The following is a 19,191-nucleotide window of genomic DNA, read 5'->3' as shown; positions in this document are numbered from 1 at the left end:
CGTGAAAAATGGCGGATTGACGCCGTTTTGCAGCACAAGTCATAAAGCAGCCATGAGCGCCGCCCCAAGCGATACCGACATTGAGCATAGCCATGATCCGCAGGACATCGCCGCGCGGCTGAAAAAAGGGCCGCAAAACAGTTATCTGCGTGACTGGGTGCTGGGCGGTATTGACGGCGCCGTAACGACATTCGCCGTCGTCGCAGGCGTTGCGGGCGCAGAGCTTTCCACAACAATTATCCTGATCCTGGGCGTCGCCAATCTTGTCGCTGACGGATTTTCAATGGCGGCCGGGAACTATTCCGGCGTCAAAGCCGAGCGCGACGATTACCAACGTCTTCGAGAAACCGAACAGCGTCACATCACTCTCAGCCCTGAAGGCGAGCGCGAAGAGATCCGCCAGATTTTTGCAGCGAAAGGTTTTGAAGGCGACCATCTCGACACGGCGGTCGATATCATCACAGCACATCAAGAGCGCTGGATCGAGGTGATGGTTGAAGAAGAATACGGCGCCGCGAAGACTAACCGCTCGCCTATGAAGGCGGGCGCCGCCACTTTCGCGGCGTTTCTGATTTGCGGTGCTGTGCCGCTTCTGCCTTTTGTGTTCGGCGCCGGCGCAAACGCTCTGTTGAGCGCCAGCATCATGACCGGCTTCGTATTTTTCGGCATTGGCGCAATGAAATCAAAATGGTCAACTTCGCCCTGGTGGTCTTCAGCGCTGGAGACGTTCCTCATTGGCATGACCGCAGCAGGCTTCGCTTTTATAGTAGGGGCGTTGCTGAAAAGCTGGGTAGGGGTGTAGGACGCCTGCGAAAAAGGAGAAGCGCCCACATGGATATTTCCGACCTGATGTACCGCCTCGGCGTTGAAGAGCGCGATTACACGCGCGGACCGCTGTCAGTCACAACCCCCATAGACGGCTCAGAGCTTGCCCAGGTTGCGATCAGCGATCAGGCGATGATCGATGAAAAGATCACGCTCGCCCAAGATGCTTTTCTGAAATGGCGATCGGTTCCCGCACCGCGCCGCGGTGAACTCGTGCGTCTGTTTGGCGAAGAGCTTCGCAAGCACAAGGACGACCTGGGCCGGCTCGTGACAATCGAGTGCGGCAAGATCCTCTCCGAAGGCCTCGGCGAAGTTCAGGAAATGATCGACATATGCGATTTCGCCGTCGGTCTTTCGCGACAGCTTTATGGCCTCACCATCGCATCGGAGCGGCCAGGCCACCATATGCGCGAAAGCTGGCACCCCATTGGACCGGTCGGGGTCATCTCCGCCTTTAACTTCCCGGTCGCTGTCTGGTCATGGAATGCGGCGCTCGCCCTCGTTTGCGGAAACTCCTGCCTTTGGAAGCCATCCGAAAAGACGCCGCTGACAGCGCTCGCGGTTCAATCTCTGTTCGAGCGCGCGGCGTCCCGTTTCGGTGACGCGCCAAAACATTTGAGCCAGGTCATCGTCGGGGAACGCGCCGCTGGTGAGCAACTTGTCGACGATCCCCGCATTGCACTCGTTTCAGCAACCGGGTCCACGCGCATGGGGCGCGAAGTCGGTCCGCGTGTCGCAAAACGGTTCGGCCGCAGCTTGCTCGAACTCGGCGGCAATAATGCCGGCATTGTTTCCGCAAGCGCTGACCTCGACCTTTCCTTGCGCGCTGTTTGTTTTTCGGCGGCAGGAACGGCAGGACAGCGTTGCACCAGCCTGCGCCGCCTTTTCGTCCATGAGCGCATCTATGATGAGTTCGCGCCCCGCCTTAAAACCGCCTATGCCTCCCTGCCGGTTGGCGACCCTTTGCAGGAAGGCGTTCTTGTTGGCCCCCTAATCGACAAAGCCTCATTCGACCGCATGCATTACGCCCTCGACCGCGCCAAAGCGCAGGGCGGGACAATCGCCGGCGGGGAACATGTGGGCGACAATGGCTGGTATGTGCGGCCGGCCATCGTTGAACTCGACGAACATGCCGGCATCGTGTTGGAGGAAACCTTCGCGCCTATTCTTTATGTCATCCGCTATGACGCGTTAAGCGATGCTATTGCGATGCAAAATTCCGTTCCTCAAGGACTCTCATCCTGCATTTTCACACGCGATGTTCTTGAAGCGGAGCAATTCCTCTCGGCCAGCGGTTCCGATTGCGGCATCGCCAATGTGAATATCGGACCTTCCGGCGCAGAGATCGGCGGCGCCTTTGGCGGAGAAAAGGAAACTGGCGGCGGACGCGAAAGCGGCTCGGACGCCTGGAAAGCTTATATGCGGCGGCAGACGCAGACCGTGAATTATTCAACGGAATTGCCGCTTGCTCAGGGTGTGAAATTCGACATCTAAGCTTATGGAATCCTAACTCTTCCAAAAAATAGCTTCACGTTGTTTTCATGTTCATAAACCGCGCGTGAACGGTCCTGTTTAAAGCTATTATTTGAAGTAATAGCATAAGCTGTCAGGACTAAACATCATACCGTTATTGCGATCCTGTCGTTGCTTGACTGCAACAACATGACGAGGATCGGCGATAAAACTCGAAAATATACGTTTGATTATGGCGATTTATGTTATCGCTAAAGAAAAATAGAAACTGATTCACATTGCTTAGTTCATGGGAGGTAACGGATGAACAGTCGCAAAACGGCTATGAGGACTCTTGCACGTGCGAGTGTGTCGCTTGTAGCGCTTACGAGCGTCGCAGGAACAGCGGCGCTTGCCCAAACCGACGAAATCGTCGTCACGGCGCAGTTCCGCGAACAGAACCTGCAGGATGCTCCACTCGCTATTACAGCTGTTACAGGCGACATGCTCGAACGGCGCAGCCAGACGGAGCTGTCTCAGATCGCTCGTCAGGCGCCGAACGTAACGCTCGCCGGACAGAACCAGGAATATGGTTCTGCGATGATCGCGTATATTCGCGGCATCGGCCAGAACGACCCGAACTTCGCGGTTGAGCCGGGCGTCGGCATCTACATCGATGACGTTTATCTGCCGACTCTGACGGGTTCGCTGCTCGACCTTATGGATGTCGACCGGGTTGAAGTTCTGCGTGGACCGCAAGGCACGCTGGCTGGCCGGAACTCCATCGGCGGCGCGATCAAGCTCTATTCCGAAAAACCGCAGGGCGACAATTCCGGCTCCTTCCAGGTGACGTATGGGTCTTATGACCGTATCGACATCCGCGGCATCTACGATGTGCCGATTACTGAAACCCTTGCGATGCGTGTTTCGGGCGTAAGCAAAAACGAGACCGGTTATATTAAACGTCTCGACTATGCGTTGACCCACCCCGGCACCAATGTGCCGACGCAGGCGACAGGCCAGGATCCTGTTCTGGGCCGTGACGGCGGCCACGCCATTGCTGGCGGTAAAATCGCGTTGCGCTGGCGCCCGACGGATAATGTCGACATTAACCTGTCCGGCGACTACACACGCGAACGCAATGATGCGGGTGTTTCGACGCTCCTTTATGCAAACGCCGATGGCGCATTGAACAACGATCCCTCGCGCCCCTGGCTGCGCGGCACCGACGGAATGGCCATCCCTTATAACTGCATGTTCGTCGCATCGGGCCCTAATGGCTGCGATACGCTTACCGGCTATGACGGGCGTTACGTCTCTTATGCGACCTTCAACAACCTGTATCCTGGCGACTCGCAGTTCCCATACAACCCGTTGGCGCTCGATCCGCACCGGGATATGGACAATTACGGCGCTGCGCTGACGATGGATATCGGTCTCAGCGAGAACCTTTCCTTGTTCTCGGTGACATCTTACCGGAAATACAAGACCGACTGGTCTTATGACGTGGACGGTTCGCCGTTGGCGCCAAACCTTCTGAACCAGACTCAGACCAACGAACAGTGGAGCCAGGAGATTCGTCTCAATGGTCAGCTGTTTGACGAGTTCGTCGACTTCACGATTGGCGGCTTCTACTTCGATACGGACAGCTTCTACACTGGCCGTATCAATATCGCTTATGCGGAACTCGACTTCATTCACGGGCCGGACCCGACACCGTCGACAAACAAGGCGGTCTTCGCGAACGTGACGCTGAACCTCGCTGACAACTTCCACCTGACAGGCGGCGTTCGGGAATCCTGGGACAAGAAAGAGTATCTGTATCGTCGCCGGAACCCCGACCTTACGCCGGTGCAGGGCCCATGTAACTTCTTCCTGGGCGCGATGACAGCCGGTCCCGTCGACATTGGCAACCAGCCGAACTGTCTCCTCTTCGGCGTTGACGGAACGACAGCCACCTTCAAGAACGACCAGCTCGACTGGCGCGTCGCGCTTGACTACCGGTTCAGCGATGAACTCCTGGTCTATGGTCAGGTTGCAACCGGCTATCGTGCAGGCGGTTTCAACGCCCGCCCGTTCTTCCCGAGCCAGGCGACACCGCATGTGCCGGAAACCATTACGTCCTACGAACTCGGTCTTAAGTCCGATCTCTGGGACAATCGTTTGCGGTTGAACCTTGCGGGCTTCTACTTCCCCTACAACGATATCGTGCTGAACTCGACTTTCTGTGCGGATCTTCCTGTAGGTCAGCAGGCGCCATGCTTGCGCCCAAGCAACGTCGGTTCGGCCAAGGTGAAGGGCTTCGAAGCTGAAGCGGCTTTCTATCCTATTCCGGAAATCAGCATCGATGCTTCGCTGAGCTATCTCGACTTCCAGTATAAGGAAATCGACCCGAATGCCGGCACAGGCGTCGCTCTCGGTGACATCACGCCGTACACGCCGGAATGGCAGTACAGCATCGGCGTTCAGTATGACATTGAAAATGTCTGGGGCGGCGATCTGAGCTTCAGGTTTGACGGTTCCTATCAGTCTGAAATCTTCACGGAAGCTGGCAACGTACGGGAACAGATTGTCCCCAATAACGTTGTTGCCGGGTCTGCTGGTTTCGAGTCGTTCGGCCTCAATGGTGGCGGCGGTCCAATCCCGGAATTGGTGGCCGACAACCTCATCGAGGGATATTTCCTTGGCAACGCTCGCATCATGTGGAACTCCGAGGATGACAATTGGGGCATCGCTTTTGAAGTCCAGAACCTCTTTGACAAATATTACCTGACGACCAAGGTGAATGACGCCGCCGCTGTGGGCCATGTCTATGGCTCGCCGGGCAAGCCGCGCACCTTTGCGGTTACGCTGAAGCGTAATTTCTAATCACGAGTATTGAGCGGCGCTCCTTGCGCCGCTCAAATCTTTCCCTCCAAACGCTGCGCCTTTATCGGGCGCGGCGTTTTTCTTTGTCGGGTGATCTGTTGTGAGAAAAGCCGCCTGGGGGCCATGCTGGCGGAGGGGGTGGGATTCGAACCCACGGAACGCTCGCACGCTCAACGGTTTTCAAGACCGCCGCAATCGACCACTCTGCCACCCCTCCGGGACGCTGAGACATAACGCGCCCGTCGAAAATGACAAGGGACGATCAAGCATGGTTAAGAAGACGTTAACCATGGGTGACTAATCCCGATAGCGCTTACACAGCCAGCAACAATACAGTGTTTTATGGGCAACCAAGCCTCATTCGTTCTTAAACTCATCGCTCTTGGCGTCCTGGCGCTCGCCGCCGCCTGTACAACGACATCGGGGCCGTCGGGGGGGCGAGGGGGCGATCCGCATTATAAGATCGGCAAGCCCTACAAGGTGAAGGGCAAGACCTATTATCCGGCCGAAGACCCGAACTATTCAAAGGTGGGCGTCGCCTCTTGGTATGGGTCGCAATTTCATGGCCGTCTTACCGCCAATGGCGAAATTTTTGACATGAACCGGCTCTCGGCCGCTCACACCACGCTGCCGCTTCCATCGATGGTGGAGGTCACGAATCTGGAAAACGGGCGCTCGGTGGTCGTTCGCGTCAATGATCGGGGCCCATTCGTGGATGACCGCATCATTGATATGTCCCGCGAGGCCGCGCGAGAGCTCGGTTTTGAACGGCAGGGGACGGCGCGGGTGCGGGTTCGCTATGCCGGACGGGCGCCGCTGACGGCGGCGGCGCCCAAAACCTCGCCGCGTGAGAGCCGGGTGGCCCGGGCGGCGCCAGTGCGCCAGGAAACCATCCGCCCGGGCGTAGACCCTGATTGCGATCCGATTTCCGAACTCCTGACCAGCATGGAAAGCGCACCCGCCCTGACGCCTGGCGCTGAAGAGCTGGCGATCGCGGAGGCCGAGGGCGGCGAGGAGGCGGAGATCCCGGCGGCGGATCTGTCGACGCCGGACCCGGATGACGCCCGCCTTGTTCACCCATCAGTGAGCCCGGAACAGCCGGCGGAGGCGATCTATCTGATCCGCGTGGCGGCCCTATCACGCCTCGACAATATTGATGCCTTACGCGCGCAGCTCGGTGATATCGGGCCTCTCAGGATGTCTCGTGTTGAAACCGAGGCGGGAACTGTGTTTTACCGCGTCAATCTGGGGCCATTTTCATCTATTGAGACCGCCGCAGAAAAATTGGAAGCTGTGCGGAGAGCAGGCTATGCTGACGCTTCGCTGGTCACGCTGACACCATAAGAACGCCTTGAAAGTAGTATATTTTCAAAGCATTGGCGCAACAATATCAGCCGCTCGAGTAAGTTGAGGAGACGCGTTTTGAAGTTTTCGCAGATCATAGCCGCGCTCGCGATGGTCGCCGCCAGCGCCGGGACCGCGCTCGCACAAAGCCAGACCCCGCTGACGACGCCCGCTGAGTATGCGCTTATCATGGATTATCGCACCGGCGAGATCCTCTACGAAAAAAACGCACGCACCCCCACGGCGCCGGCTTCCATGTCGAAACTGATGACTGTGGCCATCGTTTTTGAGCGCCTGAAAAACGGTTCGCTAAAACTGACTGATGAGTTCGACGTCAGCGAGAAGGCCTGGCGCGAGCGAGAAGGCTCATCCATGTGGGTGCGCGTTGGCGACAGCATTCCGGTTCTGGATATTTTACGCGGCATCATCGTTCAGTCGGGCAACGACGCCTGTATCGTCGTCGCGGAGAACCTTTCCGGCTCAGAGGAAGCGTTCGTCGAATTGATGAACCGCAAGGCTCATGAATGGGGCCTCAACGATTCCACCTTCGGCAATCCGCACGGAAAACCGGATCCGAACCATAAAATGAGCATGCGCGACCTCGCCATTCTCTCTCGAAAAATTATCTCTGAATATGGCGAATATTATGCGCTCTTTGCTGAGCGCGAATTCACCTGGGAAAAAATCCGACAGGCGAACCGCAATCCGATCCTTGATATGGTGGAAGGCGCCGACGGCCTCAAAACCGGGCATACCGAAGAATCCGGTTATGGCCTTGTTGGCGCAGCGGTGATGAATGGAGAACGCCGGATCGTTGTAGTGAACGGTCTGTCTTCCGAGCGCGAACGCGCAACAGAGTCGGCGCGGCTGTTGCGGCTCGCTTTTAATGACTTCAACACCAAAACTTTTTTCGAAGCCGGGGATGTTGTCGGCGATGCAGAAGTTTTCAAAGGCAAGCAGACTGCCGTTCCGTTGATAGCGCATGAACCGGTAAAACTGATTTTGCACCGCTCTCTTCTGGACGGCGCGAAGGCGACAATCGTTTATGAAGGCCCCGTCGCCGCGCCTATCAAAGAGAACCAGCAAATAGGCTATCTGCGAGTCGAAGCGCCATCTGGCCCGGTCCGCGAATATGCGCTCTACGCCGGCCGCGCTGTTCAGGAAGCAGGCATTTGGGGCAAGATCGGTCTGGCTGCGAAAAAGCTGTTGGCGAAGCCGTCCGATGGGGCGGCGGATGCGCAGTCGGCCGAGTAGATGACGACGCCAGTGTCTTCGTCCGGTTTTTTCATCAGTTTCGAAGGCGGAGACGGCGCCGGGAAATCAACACAGATCGAGTTATTGGCCGAAGCCTTGCGCCAGACAGGGCGTGAGGTCGTCATCACCCGCGAACCCGGCGGCTCTCCCGGGGGCGAAGCCATCCGGAAACTCTTGCTGGAAGGCGACGCGAACAAGTGGTCGCCAATCAGTGAAGCGCTACTCATGTATGCAGCGCGGGCGGATCATCTCGAACGCACCATCGAGCCTGCCCTCAAGCGCGGCGCCGTCGTGATTACAGACCGTTTCGCGGACTCCACGATGGCCTATCAGGGATTAGCCGGCGACCTTGGCGAAAAGGCCGTCACCACGCTTTACCAGCTGGTTGTCGCTGCGCGCGGGCCAGACCTGACGATCATTCTCGATCTTCCCGTGGAAGAAGGATTGAAACGCTCAGGCGCGACCGGCGACGCCGAACAGCGTTTTGAATCCAAAGGCGCCGCCTATCAGGAAAAGGTGCGCCAAGCTTTTCTGGAAATAGCCAGACGTGAGCCTGAGCGCTGCGCCGTCGTGAGCGCAAAAGATGGCATTGCGGATGTTGCAGGGCGTATCCGCGAGGTTATTCAAACACGTTTTCCGCAGCTCCTCAGCCGCTGAAGCCCCCTTCCAAACACGCCTCAAACGCCCTAGTTACGGGTCATGGAAGATGAATTGATCTCTCCGCGAGCGCAAACCCGCCAAATTGGCCGGGCGGCGCTTGAGCGAAGTCTGCGGGCGGCTATCGGAGAGGGGACGCTGACCCATGGCTGGATCCTTGCCGGGCCGGAAGGGGCCGGAAAGGCGACCCTCGCCTATCGCATCGCCCGGGCGCTTCTTGAGCCTTCGGCGCTCTCTGACGCGCAATCGCTGGATATGCCGGAAACGGCAAAAGCCTTCCGGCATATCGCTGCAGAAGCGCATCCCGATCTTTTCGTCGCAGAGCGGCTCTATGACGAGAAGAAAGGACGCCGACAGGCTGAAATCACTGTCGAAACCATCCGTAAATTAACGAACTTTCTGAACCGCACCGCGTCCGGCGGCGGCGCACGCGTCGCCATTGTCGACACTGCAGACGACATGAATCGCAACGCGGCCAATGCGCTGTTGAAGGCGCTCGAAGAACCGCCCGAAGGCGCAACCTTGCTGCTTTTATCATCGGCGCCAGGCAGGCTCTTGCCGACTATTCGTTCGCGCTGCCGCCGCCTGACGATGTCCCCGATCGGCGATGACGAAATAAAGCAATTGCTGATTGAAGAAGGCGTTGGCGCAGAAGACGCCAGCAACATCACCGCCCATGCGCGCGGTCGTCCCGGCTACGCCATGATGCTCGCGGCGGGCGAGGGGGGCGAAGCGATAAAACTCGCCCACGGATATTTACAGGCGGCGCAGAAAGGCGCCGATCTGTCCAGAATTATCGCCGGCGTTTCTGGCAAAGCAGGCGACGCACGCTGGCCTGTTTTCCGCGACACGGTGATTACAAGTCTTAGCGACGCCTCCAGAACCGCTGCAATGCAGGGCGCAGCGCATGGCTTTGCTAACGCCGGCGCTGGAGACCTTCTTGAGGCGTGGCAGGCCGTGACAACGCTTGTCGGCCGAGGCGAGGCCTTAAACCTCGACCGGGGACAGTTGCTTGAGGCGGCGGCTTTTGACCTGCGGCTGGCGCTGAAGCACCGGGCGGCCTGACGCACATGCTGGTCGATAGTCACGTTAATCTGCATTCAGAGCAGTATGCCGAAGACCTTGAAGAGATTGTCGGTCGGGCCCGCACAGCCGGCGTCTCGGCGATGTTGACCATTTCTGACCAGTTGTCATCCACAGACGCGATCGCCGCGATTGCAGATAAAGACCCTTTGATCTGGCGCAGCGTCGGCGTCCACCCACATCATGCAAAAGATTACGCGGATCTAACGGCGCAAACCCTGATTGATCTGGCCGCTAACGAAAATGTTGTCGGCATCGGCGAATGCGGTCTCGACTTTTATTATGAATATTCAGATCGCGACGTCCAGGAAGCTGTGTTTCGCGCGCATATTGCAGCATCCCGCGAAACGAACCTTCCTTTGATCATTCACACGCGCGACGCAGACGCAGAAACAAGCAACTTGCTGGAGAACGAATATAGGGAAGGGTGCTTCCTCCCCCTGCTCCATTGCTATACGGGCGGACCGGAGCTTGCGCAGACGGCGCTCAAGCTTGGCGGCTATGTCTCCTTTTCCGGGATTATCACTTTCAAAAATGCAAATGATGTCCGCGCTATCGCCGAGGCGACGCCGCTCGACCGCATCATCATCGAAACCGATTGCCCTTACCTGGCGCCGGTTCCCATGCGCGGGCGGCGGAACGAGCCGAGTTATGTCGTGCATGTCGCCGAGAAGCTCGCCGAAATCAAAGACGTCAGCGCAGAAGATATCGCACAAGCAACGACAGACAACTTCTTTCGTCTTTTTTCAAAAGCACACGATCCGCGGACATCGTCATGACGGGTAAATTGCGGGTTATCATTCTCGGCAGCGGCTCGTCAGGCGGCGTGCCGCGTTTTGGCGGAGTTGACGGGAAGGGTGACTGGGGCGCTTGCGACCCGAACGAGCCCAAAAACCGCCGCTCTCGCTGCTCCATCCTTGTTCAACGAGAGCATCCGCAATTCGGCTTCGCCCACGATAAGGTTACGTCGGTACTGGTGGATACTTCGCCTGACATGCGTACGCAGTTGCTGGCAGCTCAATGCTCTCGTCTCGACGCTGTGCTTTTTACACACGACCATGCTGATCAGAGCCACGGCATTGACGATCTACGCGTCTTTGCCTTGCAGATGCGCCGGCGAATTCCAGTCTATATCGACGACTCAACAGGCGGCGCTATCGTCGACAGGTTCCGGTATTGCTTTGAACAGGCCCCGGGCAGTTACTATCCGCCCATTCTCGACAAGCGCGATATGCCTGCCTGCGGCAAGCGCTTTTCCGTAGACGGACCATCGGGACCGATCCCGGTGGAAGCCTTTTTACAGTATCATGGCGGCGTAAACTCGCTCGGCTTCCGTTTCGGCGATATCGCCTATTCGAGCGATGTCGTCGGCTTGCCGGAAGAAAGCTTCGCCGCCTTATCCGGTGTTAAGGCGTGGATCGTCGATGCGCTGCAATATCAGCCGCATAAAACCCATGCGCATCTCGATCTGGCCCTGGAATGGTTAGCGCGCATAGGGCCGGGACGGGGAATTCTGACGAATTTGCACATCCATATGGACTATCAGACCCTCAAAAACACCTTGCCGGCGGGGGTCGAACCCGCCTTTGACGGCTTGACGATTGAGGGAAATGCTGAATAACGGATGAGAGCGTCCTAATAGGACACCTCTGGAGAGAGAATTTGAATAAAATCAAAGGCATAGCTTTTGCATTGCCAATGTTGCTGCTGGCGGCGTGCGGCGGCGAGGGCGAAAATGCGTCCGAGGCGGCTGAAAAGACTATCGAGTATGAAATTTACGCCAAAGACGTGAATACGCCCGCCGAGGCCATTGAGATTTATGTGTCACGCATGAACCGCATTGCTGACGCGCTTGAGCAAATTGAGAACAGAGCTGACGCCGATAATGCGGCGAAATTAATTGCGAATGCGGCAGAAGAATATGAGCTTCTGGACGCACGGATGAAAGAATTAGGCCGCAGCAATCTTGCTGGCGCGCTTGCAGAGAGCGGTTATGCGGAAATGTACATGCGCCGCTACGCCGAGGCGCAAACAAGGTTGATGACGGCCATGCAGGAAGCAGCACAGGACGATCCGGGCCTAATGCTTAAGCTCGGAAAGGCGCTTCAAAAAATGCAAGGAAAACAGGCGCTTTAGCCTGAATACTGGATTTTGGCGCCGGTTTCGCAGTTTCGCCGCAAAATGGGCGAAAAACAGATTTGTAGTGCGGCGGTTGGGTAAAGAAGGCACGGGCGATGGCGCTAGAATATCATATGCCGCGAGCGGATCTTCGCGACCATGTGCGCGCCTATTACTATTTCTCGACAGAAGACCGCTCCATACAGCCGCTTTGCGCAGAAATGGGCAATATTCGAGTGGTGCTGAATGGCGGCGGTTTTCTGCATACGCCGGACGGCCAAAAACAGCACATCACATCCGCTTTTCTTCTTGGTCCCACAATGGGCGCTTACTGCATGGAAGCCGAAGCGGGAACGCGCGTTTTCGGCATCGGTATCAGGCCGAAAGGATGGATTACGCTTTGCGGCATTAACGCCGAGGAAGCGACGGATCAGGTTATCGATCTCACATCCTTTGCCGGCGGCCTGGCGCGCTCCAGCATTGATGAAATGCGCAATGCCGCAAGTCTGGCGGAGATGGCCGGCGCCGCGGACCGGTTCTTCGCGAACATTTTGAGGCGCCGCGCTTCGCGCCGTTCAGGCGTTTACCCGGAAGCGCTTGCGCAATGGCTCCTCGATCCGAACGATCTCAGCGTCGATGAGCTCATCAATATGATGGATGTTTCGCGGCGCCAGACGGATCGGGTCGCCAAGATGTATTTCGGCGCGTCTCCGAAATATCTGCAACGCAAATACCGGGCTTTGCGCGCCGCCGACCGGATTCGGACCGGTGAGCTGGACTGGCTGTCGGCCGCGGGCGACGCTTTTTATGATCAGTCCCATTTTATCAAGGAATTCAAGACGTTCGTTGGCGTCACACCAAAGCAATTCATCGGCAACCAAGCGCAACTGATCACCGAGATTCAGTCCAAACGCAAGGTTCAGGCGCTACCGATACCGCTGGCGAGTTTTTAGCCGCAAAAACCCATCAATATGGCCAATATTTCCTATAGGCGCTCGCTATCGGCGGCTATTCTCCGCTTGTTCTAGGGAGAGAACACCGCTTCCAGGGCCTTTGCTGGGGGAGAGACCGGCGGGGGAAAGGTTCTGGGTATACGAGAGCGCGCCAGCATCGCCGCCGCGATGTTGACGCGCTCTCGGCTATACATGCAGCATGGCCGGATCAGTATAATTTGCGACAATATAAATTGTGCAACTTATGGGTCGCTTTGCGCGGGGGCCATACTGACCTCTGCATAGGCAGAAGTCAGTAAGTCAGCTGCTCGATATCGGTAAAGCTGATCTCGGAACCATCACTTAGCGAGATCGTCCCATGAGCGTCATCAGTGAAAATGAGATTGCCGTCCGTTTCGGATGTAATCGAGCCTTCGGTCAGCTGGACCGTCCAGTCCGCTCCGTATTCACCGAGCGGCACAGCGCCATCGCCAAGATTGATGATGTCGGTCCAACCGGCACCGCCAGCGATCACGTCTGATCCGTCGCCCATCTCATAAACAAAAACGTCCGATCCGTCGCCGCCGTTCAACACATCATCGCCGAGACCGCCGGTAATGACGTCGTTCCCGGCGCCGGCATAAATAAAGTCATCACCCGCGCCGCCAGCCAGAACATTGTCACCCGCATCGCCATAAATTTGCTGGGATGCGGCGCCTGCGTCCTGGACGTCGATTGTGAGCGTTTCCTGATAGATCGCACCATTCTCATCCATGACTTCGACAGTGATTTCGTGCGATTGCTGCGCTTCATAGTCCAGCGCCATCCCGTCTTTCACTTTGAGCTGGTCGCCGGAGATCTCAAACAAGCCTGAACTATCGTCGACAATGGAATAAGTCGGCGCCGCCGAAGCGTCCACATCGGATGCAGCAAGACTGCCAACCAGTGCGCCTTCTTCGCCGGATACCGGCCCTATAACATTCTCTCCTAATTGAGCCGAAACCGTTGCGTTTAACCCATCGGGCCCATCGTCGTCGGGATTAACGACCGTCACCGTGTTTACACCGTCAACAAAAGACGGTGCCGTGAAGTCGCCATTTACGATTGTCATGGCTTCATACTCGCCGGAAGACGGCGTGCGTGTCGCCAAAACCTCAACGCCATCAGCTGTGATGCGTGCAATCAAGCGCGGCGAGCCGTCATCATTTGCAACCCATGGCGAGTCGATCGCGGCGCCATCTCCAAACTCGAGAAACGCCTGGCTCGTGGAATCATACACATTGGTCTGGAGTTGTATCGTCTTGCCCGTAAGGGACTCGCCATTCACAATCAGCTCAAAAGAATTGTCGATGACCTCAAAGGAAATTGTGATTTCACCGCTTCCCTCGACCGCGCCTGAAAGATCGACCTGCGCCGTATCAGCGCCTCCACCATCAGACATGGTGATGTCCGAATCGGTGACCGGGGCGTCAGCCGCAATTGTCGATGTTGCAAGCGACAGAGAAATATCTGTCGGCGGTGCGTTCAGAATATTCTCAGCACTGATTGTCTGATCGGCAAACTCGAAATTCTCGATCGTGTTGACAATGTCGTCACCATCTGGAGAGCCCGGCCGGTTGTCGATGACGCGATATTCTGTTTCGCTAATCTGGGTAATCGTATAATCCACCCGATTTCCGGAATAGACGACTGTATCGTCCCCCTCGCCGCCTGAGATCAAATCATCTCCGCCGGTTCCGAGCAGACGGTCGCCGCCATCCGTGCCCATTACGGGATTAAGCTCTTCAACATCAGCGACCTGAACAGTAACAGTCATCGGAGTCGCTTCGCCATTTTCAGCAATCGCCTCGATCGTTACATCAAACGACTGTTCCGTTTCATAGTCGAGCGCAACGCCATCCTTGAGCTTCAATTCATTTCCAACCAGCTCAAAAAAGCCTGAAGGGTCGTCTATGATATCAAAGTTCGTGATCGGCTCGCCCGAGACACGGTCAAATGCGGTGACCACGCCAACAGACGCGCCAGGATCATTCTCCGAAACCACTGGAATGTCAGACGTAACACTATTCTTGACTGTGGCGCCATTAACGAGTTCGAAATTGTCGACTCCGACGAGGTCTTCAACTTCGCCGCCACTTGCCTCATTCATGAGCCAGTTATTGATCAGGCCGGGTTCCGTCTCCGGGTCACCAATCGGCGCTCCATTGTGGTCAACAATCTCCGCTTCGCTTCGCGCATAGTCAAAAATACGGACTTCGGCGATCTCACCTTCGAACACCTGACTTGTTACGAAGCCGCCGCCTTCGGAGTCTTGCTCCTGGCCAAGCGTGACGGTTCCACCAGCCTTAAGGTCGCGAATATCGACCGATGTATTAAAGGCCGCCTCGCCGTCTACATAAACATGTAACTCGTTCGACGCCTGATCCCAGGTGAAGGACACTTGGTGTTCTTCGCCATCGAGCAGAGACTCATTCGGCACGCCTGTGTTGATTTTCTGGCCAGCCAGATAGACCTGAAGATTGCCGCTAGCTCCTTCTAGGAACAATAGCGCTTCATTATTTGACCCGTCATTCGCCGCATAGGAAAAAAGCGGCGTCCCGTTGCCAACATCAGTCTGGTCAGAGGAGAAACGGACCTCAACCGTCAAAGCATCAGTTGGGAAGCCGGCGAGATCAGATGCAATCGCTGCATCGTCAACGCCGCCATCCTGATTGAGCGATAAAACTTTTACCGCCGCAGTCGGATCCAAGGCAAAGTCAACCGGCGCTTCATTCTGGTTTGCAACGGCAACAGTGAAAGTCTGCTGCGTCGTTTCTCCATCCGGGCCAGTCGCTTCTATCGTAAGGTCATACGAGCTCTGCGATTCATAGTCTAATGAAACGCCGTCTTTAAGTTTCAGCTCATTGCCGACAATTTCAAATGCGCCAGAGGGATCATTGACTATGTCAAAATCGCCAACGGCCTCTCCTGTGTCTGGATCGTTCGCCGACAGAGCGCCGATGACAGCGCCTGGATTGTTCTCAAGCACGGTCGGCGTATCATATACGGTTCCGCCTTCGACATGAGCGTCGTTGACAAGCTGTAGGTCGTCGACGCCAACCAGGTCTTCGATCACGCCGCCATTGGCTTCGTTCATCACCCAGTTATTTGTAAGTCCCGGTTCCGTCTCGGGATCAACTATCGGCGCGCCATTATGGTCAGCGATCTCAACATCGCTTCGCGCATAATCAAAGATGCGAACTTCCGCGATTTCCCCTTCAAAGATCTGGCCAGTCACAAACCCGCCGCCTTCGGAGTCCTGTTCCTGACCGAAAGCGAGCGTGCCGCCAGCTTTCAGGTCACGGATATCGATGGTCGTGTCAAAAGCGGGCTCCCCGTCCACATAGACCTTGAGCTCGTTCGACGCCTGATCCCAGGTAAAAGACACCTGATGTTCTTCCCCGTCGAGCAGAGAGGCGTTCGGCACACCGGTATTGATCTTCTGACCTGCGAGGAAGATATGCATGTTGCCGCTCGATCCCTCGAGCCAGATCAGCGCCTCATTATCGGAGCCATTACTGGCTGCGTAAGAGAAAAGCGGCGTTCCGTTGCCAACATCCGTCTGATCCGAAGAGAAACGGACCTCAACGGTCAATGCGTCAGTTGGAAATCCGGCGATGTCTGACGCTATTGCTGCATCATCAGTTCCGCCGTCCTGATTCAGAGATAAAACTCCGCCAGAAGCATCAGGCGACAACACGAAATCAATAGGAGATTCGTCAACATTGAGGACAGGAATGTCGAAAGACTGAGATGAGCTTTCGCCGTGAGAATCAGTCGCCGTCACGGTTACCGAGATTTCAGCCTCTGTTTCGTAGTTTACATCAATTCCGTCTTTAAGTTTCAACACATAACCGTCGCTATCATTGATGACTTCAAAGCGGTCATCATCAACGGTAATTTCAATCGCATCATTTTCAGTATCAGCGATGGTAAGGCGCGCAGCGACGCCACCTTCAGCATTTTCAGTAATGCCGAGGCGGTCTGCATCTTCAAAGCCGGGCAAGCGATAAGAATCGCCGCTGATAACTTCCGAAACATCGCCAGTGTCCGGGCCGGACCAGGCAAGCTGAAGCGTTTGCGAACCACCGTTTTCGAAGTAACGTACTTCGATATCGTGCGATCCGGAGTCTAAATCTACGCTAACTGAGCGGGTGCGGGTCGAATGCAGGCCATCATTATCAAGAACTGCAACACCATCAATGAACAGCATGCTGCCGTCATCACTCGCCATATCGAAGGTGTAGGTTCCACCTTCTTCTACCAGGAGCTGACCCTCATATTTGGCGGCGAAATAGTCGCCGGGGGCGCCTTCCCAGAAAGATTCCTGGCCGGCCATGTAATTCAGGCTGCTCACTACGGCTTCGGCGTCAGGGGCGGCATTAAAATCAACCTGGTCGAGATCGCTCAGAGAATGGCCAACATTATAATAAGATGCATGCAGCCCCTCCCCGCCCACAAGCTGGATTGCGGGGGCGTGGTTTGTGTCGAGAACAGTAATGGGCACAGTGAGCGTGCTGCTGGCGCCGCCAGCATCGGTCACTGTAACATCAACATTCAGCGCCGTTTCGGCTTCGTAGCTGACCGAAACACCATCTTTCAACTTCAAATAGGGCTCTCCGCCATCGAGGACAACTTCGAAACGGTCATCGCTGACGATAAAATTATGACTGTCGCCAATATCAGGATCAGTCAGAGAAAGGCGCGCCACAACGGCGCCGGCAACATCATCATGCAGGGTCAAATCGCCAATGGAGGCGCCGTGCTCGAACGAATCACCGCTGATGACTTCCGTAACGCCGCCAGTGTCCGGGCCGGACCAGGCAAGTTGCAGCGTTTGCGAACCGCCATTTTCAAAGTACCGCACCTCAATGTCGTGAGCGCCAGCTTCCAGGTCTATCGTCACTGAGCGTGTGCGTGTGCCATGAAGGCCGTCATTATCGAGCACGGCTACGCCGTCAATAAACAGCATGCTGCCGTCATCGCTCGCCATATCGAAGGTGTAGGTTCCGCCTTCTTCTACGATGAGATGACCTTCATATTTCGCGGCGAAATAGTCGCCGGGCGCGCCGTCCCAGAACGATTGCTGGCCCGTCATATAGTTCAGACTGTCGACGACACCTTCCGCATCCGGCGCCGCGTCAAAATTCACCTCGTCAAGATCGCTCAGGGAATGACCGACATTGTAGTAAGACGCGCGAAGCCCCGCTTCCTTGACTACATTGAGCACTGGAGCTTCGTTCTGATCCAAGACGCTGATTGTGAACGTTCCATCGATGCCTAGACCGCCTACATCCGTGGCCGTGACGACGAGATCGATCGGCGCCGTAGTTTCAGCGTCCAAGAATACGCCATCTTTCAGCTTTAGCTGGTTTTCCACGACTTCGAAGCGATCGTCTGAAACGACGAAGGAGAATTCCTCGCCTGCATCCGGATCGAGAACGGATATTGCCCCAACAACACCGCCAGTCATGTTTTCGGCAATGCTAAGTGAAGAAAGGCCTATATCGGTCGGTGCCTCATTGACGTCTTCAACACTGACGGAAACGTTTTTATCAAACGTATTCCCTGCGCTGTCCACAACCTGCAGGGTAAGCTCGTAAGATGATTGGGCTTCAAAGTTGAACGCCGACCCATCTACTAATTTCAACTCATCGCCGACGACTTCAAAAAGTCCGGAATCGTCTTTGATAATCGTGAATGTGGCCGTATCGCCGTCATCTGCATCACTGGCCGACAAGCGGGCGACTAGAGCGCCCGCGACGTTTTCTGGCGCGCTGCCGCCTGCCAGAATGATGTCTGTGGGGGATACATTGGCGTCAGGGCTGGCTACATCCGGCGCCTTATTGTCATTACCATCAGCATTGTCGTTGCCATCTGCGCGGTCAGGCTCACCTGCACCCTTCTCGTCATCAGCGAGGTCGCCGTTTCGCGCGCGGTTAGACGCTGTATTGACAGGCCGTTCCTGCAGTTCAGATGACTCTTGCCGATTGCCGGCGCTGTTCTCCTGAAGAACGCTTAAATCGGGCGCACCAGCCCTGTCAGCAAGGCCAGGCTCCTGGCTAAAGTTGAACGCTTCGCCCTCTGTCGTTTCATCTGGCAATGGCAGGTCATTTGTGGAGTTAACAGAATGTGCGTCACGCCCTTCAGGCCGGATATTTTCCTGTGACCCGGCATAATCGCCCTGCTCTGGCACTGCGGCAGATGCTGGGTCTAATTCGGGTGAAAACGATTCGATGCGTCCGGCATCTGCAGCAGCATCACTTTTCGCCTCTGCCGACTTTTCAATATCGTTAATATTTTGGTCACCAAAGTGTAGGTTTGCGTAATCCCCAGCGCCGTCTCCATCATCAAGAGCAGGTTTTTCTTCATCACGCGCCTTTTTCAGAGCGTCGCGATCGCTTGTAAAAGCCGCGTCCTCAACATCATGGCGGTCTTCGCGTACCTGCCGGTTTTCATTTGCAACTTCTGCTGCAGGCTGATCCTTCGCCATAATCTCACTCTTTACGCAACTATCCTCATGCGAACATAAGCAGCGACGCTTAATCAGACCCTTATCATGTTGGTTAACAGACTGAAAAAATGCACTTTTTTTGTAATTTCTACGTTTCAAAAACAC

12 protein-coding genes and 1 tRNA gene are annotated in these 19,191 nt (G+C 56.0%); 11 read left to right on the top strand and 2 right to left on the bottom strand.

The window, feature by feature from the left end:
• Positions 1-52: 52 nt before the first annotated feature.
• The 3 genes from ACFC5L_RS10190 (at position 53) to ACFC5L_RS10180 (ending at position 5,145) form a co-directional block, all read left to right on the top strand.
• Entirely contained in the window at positions 53-802 is a 750-nt protein-coding gene (locus ACFC5L_RS10190; protein WP_375203050.1) for a VIT1/CCC1 transporter family protein, read from the top strand.
• 29 nt (positions 803-831) lie between these two features.
• Positions 832-2,319, top strand: coding sequence for an L-piperidine-6-carboxylate dehydrogenase (amaB, locus tag ACFC5L_RS10185; RefSeq protein ID WP_375203051.1), 1,488 nt, complete (start codon positions 832-834; stop codon positions 2,317-2,319).
• Positions 2,320-2,601: 282 nt separating this feature from the next.
• The gene (locus ACFC5L_RS10180; protein WP_375203052.1) at positions 2,602-5,145 is read left to right on the top strand and encodes a TonB-dependent receptor; all 2,544 of its coding nucleotides are present in this window, start codon (positions 2,602-2,604) and stop codon (positions 5,143-5,145) included.
• A gap of 127 nt (positions 5,146-5,272) precedes the next feature.
• On the opposite strand, the gene ACFC5L_RS10175 is transcribed toward ACFC5L_RS10180, so the two are convergent.
• Positions 5,273-5,362 (bottom strand) — tRNA-Ser (locus ACFC5L_RS10175).
• Between the two features lie 125 nt (positions 5,363-5,487).
• Here ACFC5L_RS10175 and ACFC5L_RS10170 point away from each other — a divergent pair.
• The 8 genes from ACFC5L_RS10170 (at position 5,488) to ACFC5L_RS10135 (ending at position 12,554) form a co-directional block, all read left to right on the top strand.
• Positions 5,488-6,489: a septal ring lytic transglycosylase RlpA family protein gene (locus tag ACFC5L_RS10170; protein ID WP_375203053.1), complete on the top strand. Its 1,002-nt coding sequence runs from the start codon at positions 5,488-5,490 to the stop codon at positions 6,487-6,489.
• Between the two features lie 78 nt (positions 6,490-6,567).
• Entirely contained in the window at positions 6,568-7,743 is a 1,176-nt protein-coding gene (locus tag ACFC5L_RS10165; RefSeq protein ID WP_375203054.1) for a D-alanyl-D-alanine carboxypeptidase family protein, read from the top strand.
• Positions 7,744-8,400: a dTMP kinase gene (gene tmk, locus ACFC5L_RS10160; protein ID WP_375203055.1), complete on the top strand. Its 657-nt coding sequence runs from the start codon at positions 7,744-7,746 to the stop codon at positions 8,398-8,400.
• 54 nt (positions 8,401-8,454) lie between these two features.
• Complete coding sequence (locus ACFC5L_RS10155; protein ID WP_375203056.1) at positions 8,455-9,465, top strand: DNA polymerase III subunit delta'; 1,011 nt, start codon at positions 8,455-8,457, stop codon at positions 9,463-9,465.
• Between the two features lie 5 nt (positions 9,466-9,470).
• Positions 9,471-10,262: a TatD family hydrolase gene (locus tag ACFC5L_RS10150; RefSeq protein ID WP_375203057.1), complete on the top strand. Its 792-nt coding sequence runs from the start codon at positions 9,471-9,473 to the stop codon at positions 10,260-10,262.
• Positions 10,259-11,104 (top strand): MBL fold metallo-hydrolase, encoded by an 846-nt coding sequence (locus ACFC5L_RS10145; protein ID WP_375203058.1) that lies wholly within the window; start codon positions 10,259-10,261, stop codon positions 11,102-11,104. The genes ACFC5L_RS10150 and ACFC5L_RS10145 overlap by 4 nt, the downstream gene beginning before the upstream one ends.
• 41 nt (positions 11,105-11,145) lie before the next feature.
• A complete protein-coding gene (locus ACFC5L_RS10140; RefSeq protein WP_375203059.1) occupies positions 11,146-11,619 on the top strand; it encodes a hypothetical protein in 474 nt (157 codons plus the stop codon).
• A 98-nt stretch (positions 11,620-11,717) separates the two neighbouring features.
• Positions 11,718-12,554, top strand: coding sequence for a helix-turn-helix domain-containing protein (locus ACFC5L_RS10135; protein WP_375203060.1), 837 nt, complete (start codon positions 11,718-11,720; stop codon positions 12,552-12,554).
• A 292-nt stretch (positions 12,555-12,846) separates the two neighbouring features.
• On the opposite strand, the gene ACFC5L_RS10130 is transcribed toward ACFC5L_RS10135, so the two are convergent.
• Positions 12,847-19,185 (bottom strand): PA14 domain-containing protein, encoded by a 6,339-nt coding sequence (locus tag ACFC5L_RS10130; RefSeq protein WP_375203061.1) that lies wholly within the window; start codon positions 19,183-19,185, stop codon positions 12,847-12,849.
• Positions 19,186-19,191 lie beyond the last annotated feature (6 nt).

The sequence above is a fragment of the Hyphococcus sp. genome, assembly GCF_041986965.1.
Taxonomy (GTDB): domain Bacteria; phylum Pseudomonadota; class Alphaproteobacteria; order Caulobacterales; family Parvularculaceae; genus Hyphococcus.
This window is presented reverse-complemented; position numbering and strand designations above follow the sequence as displayed.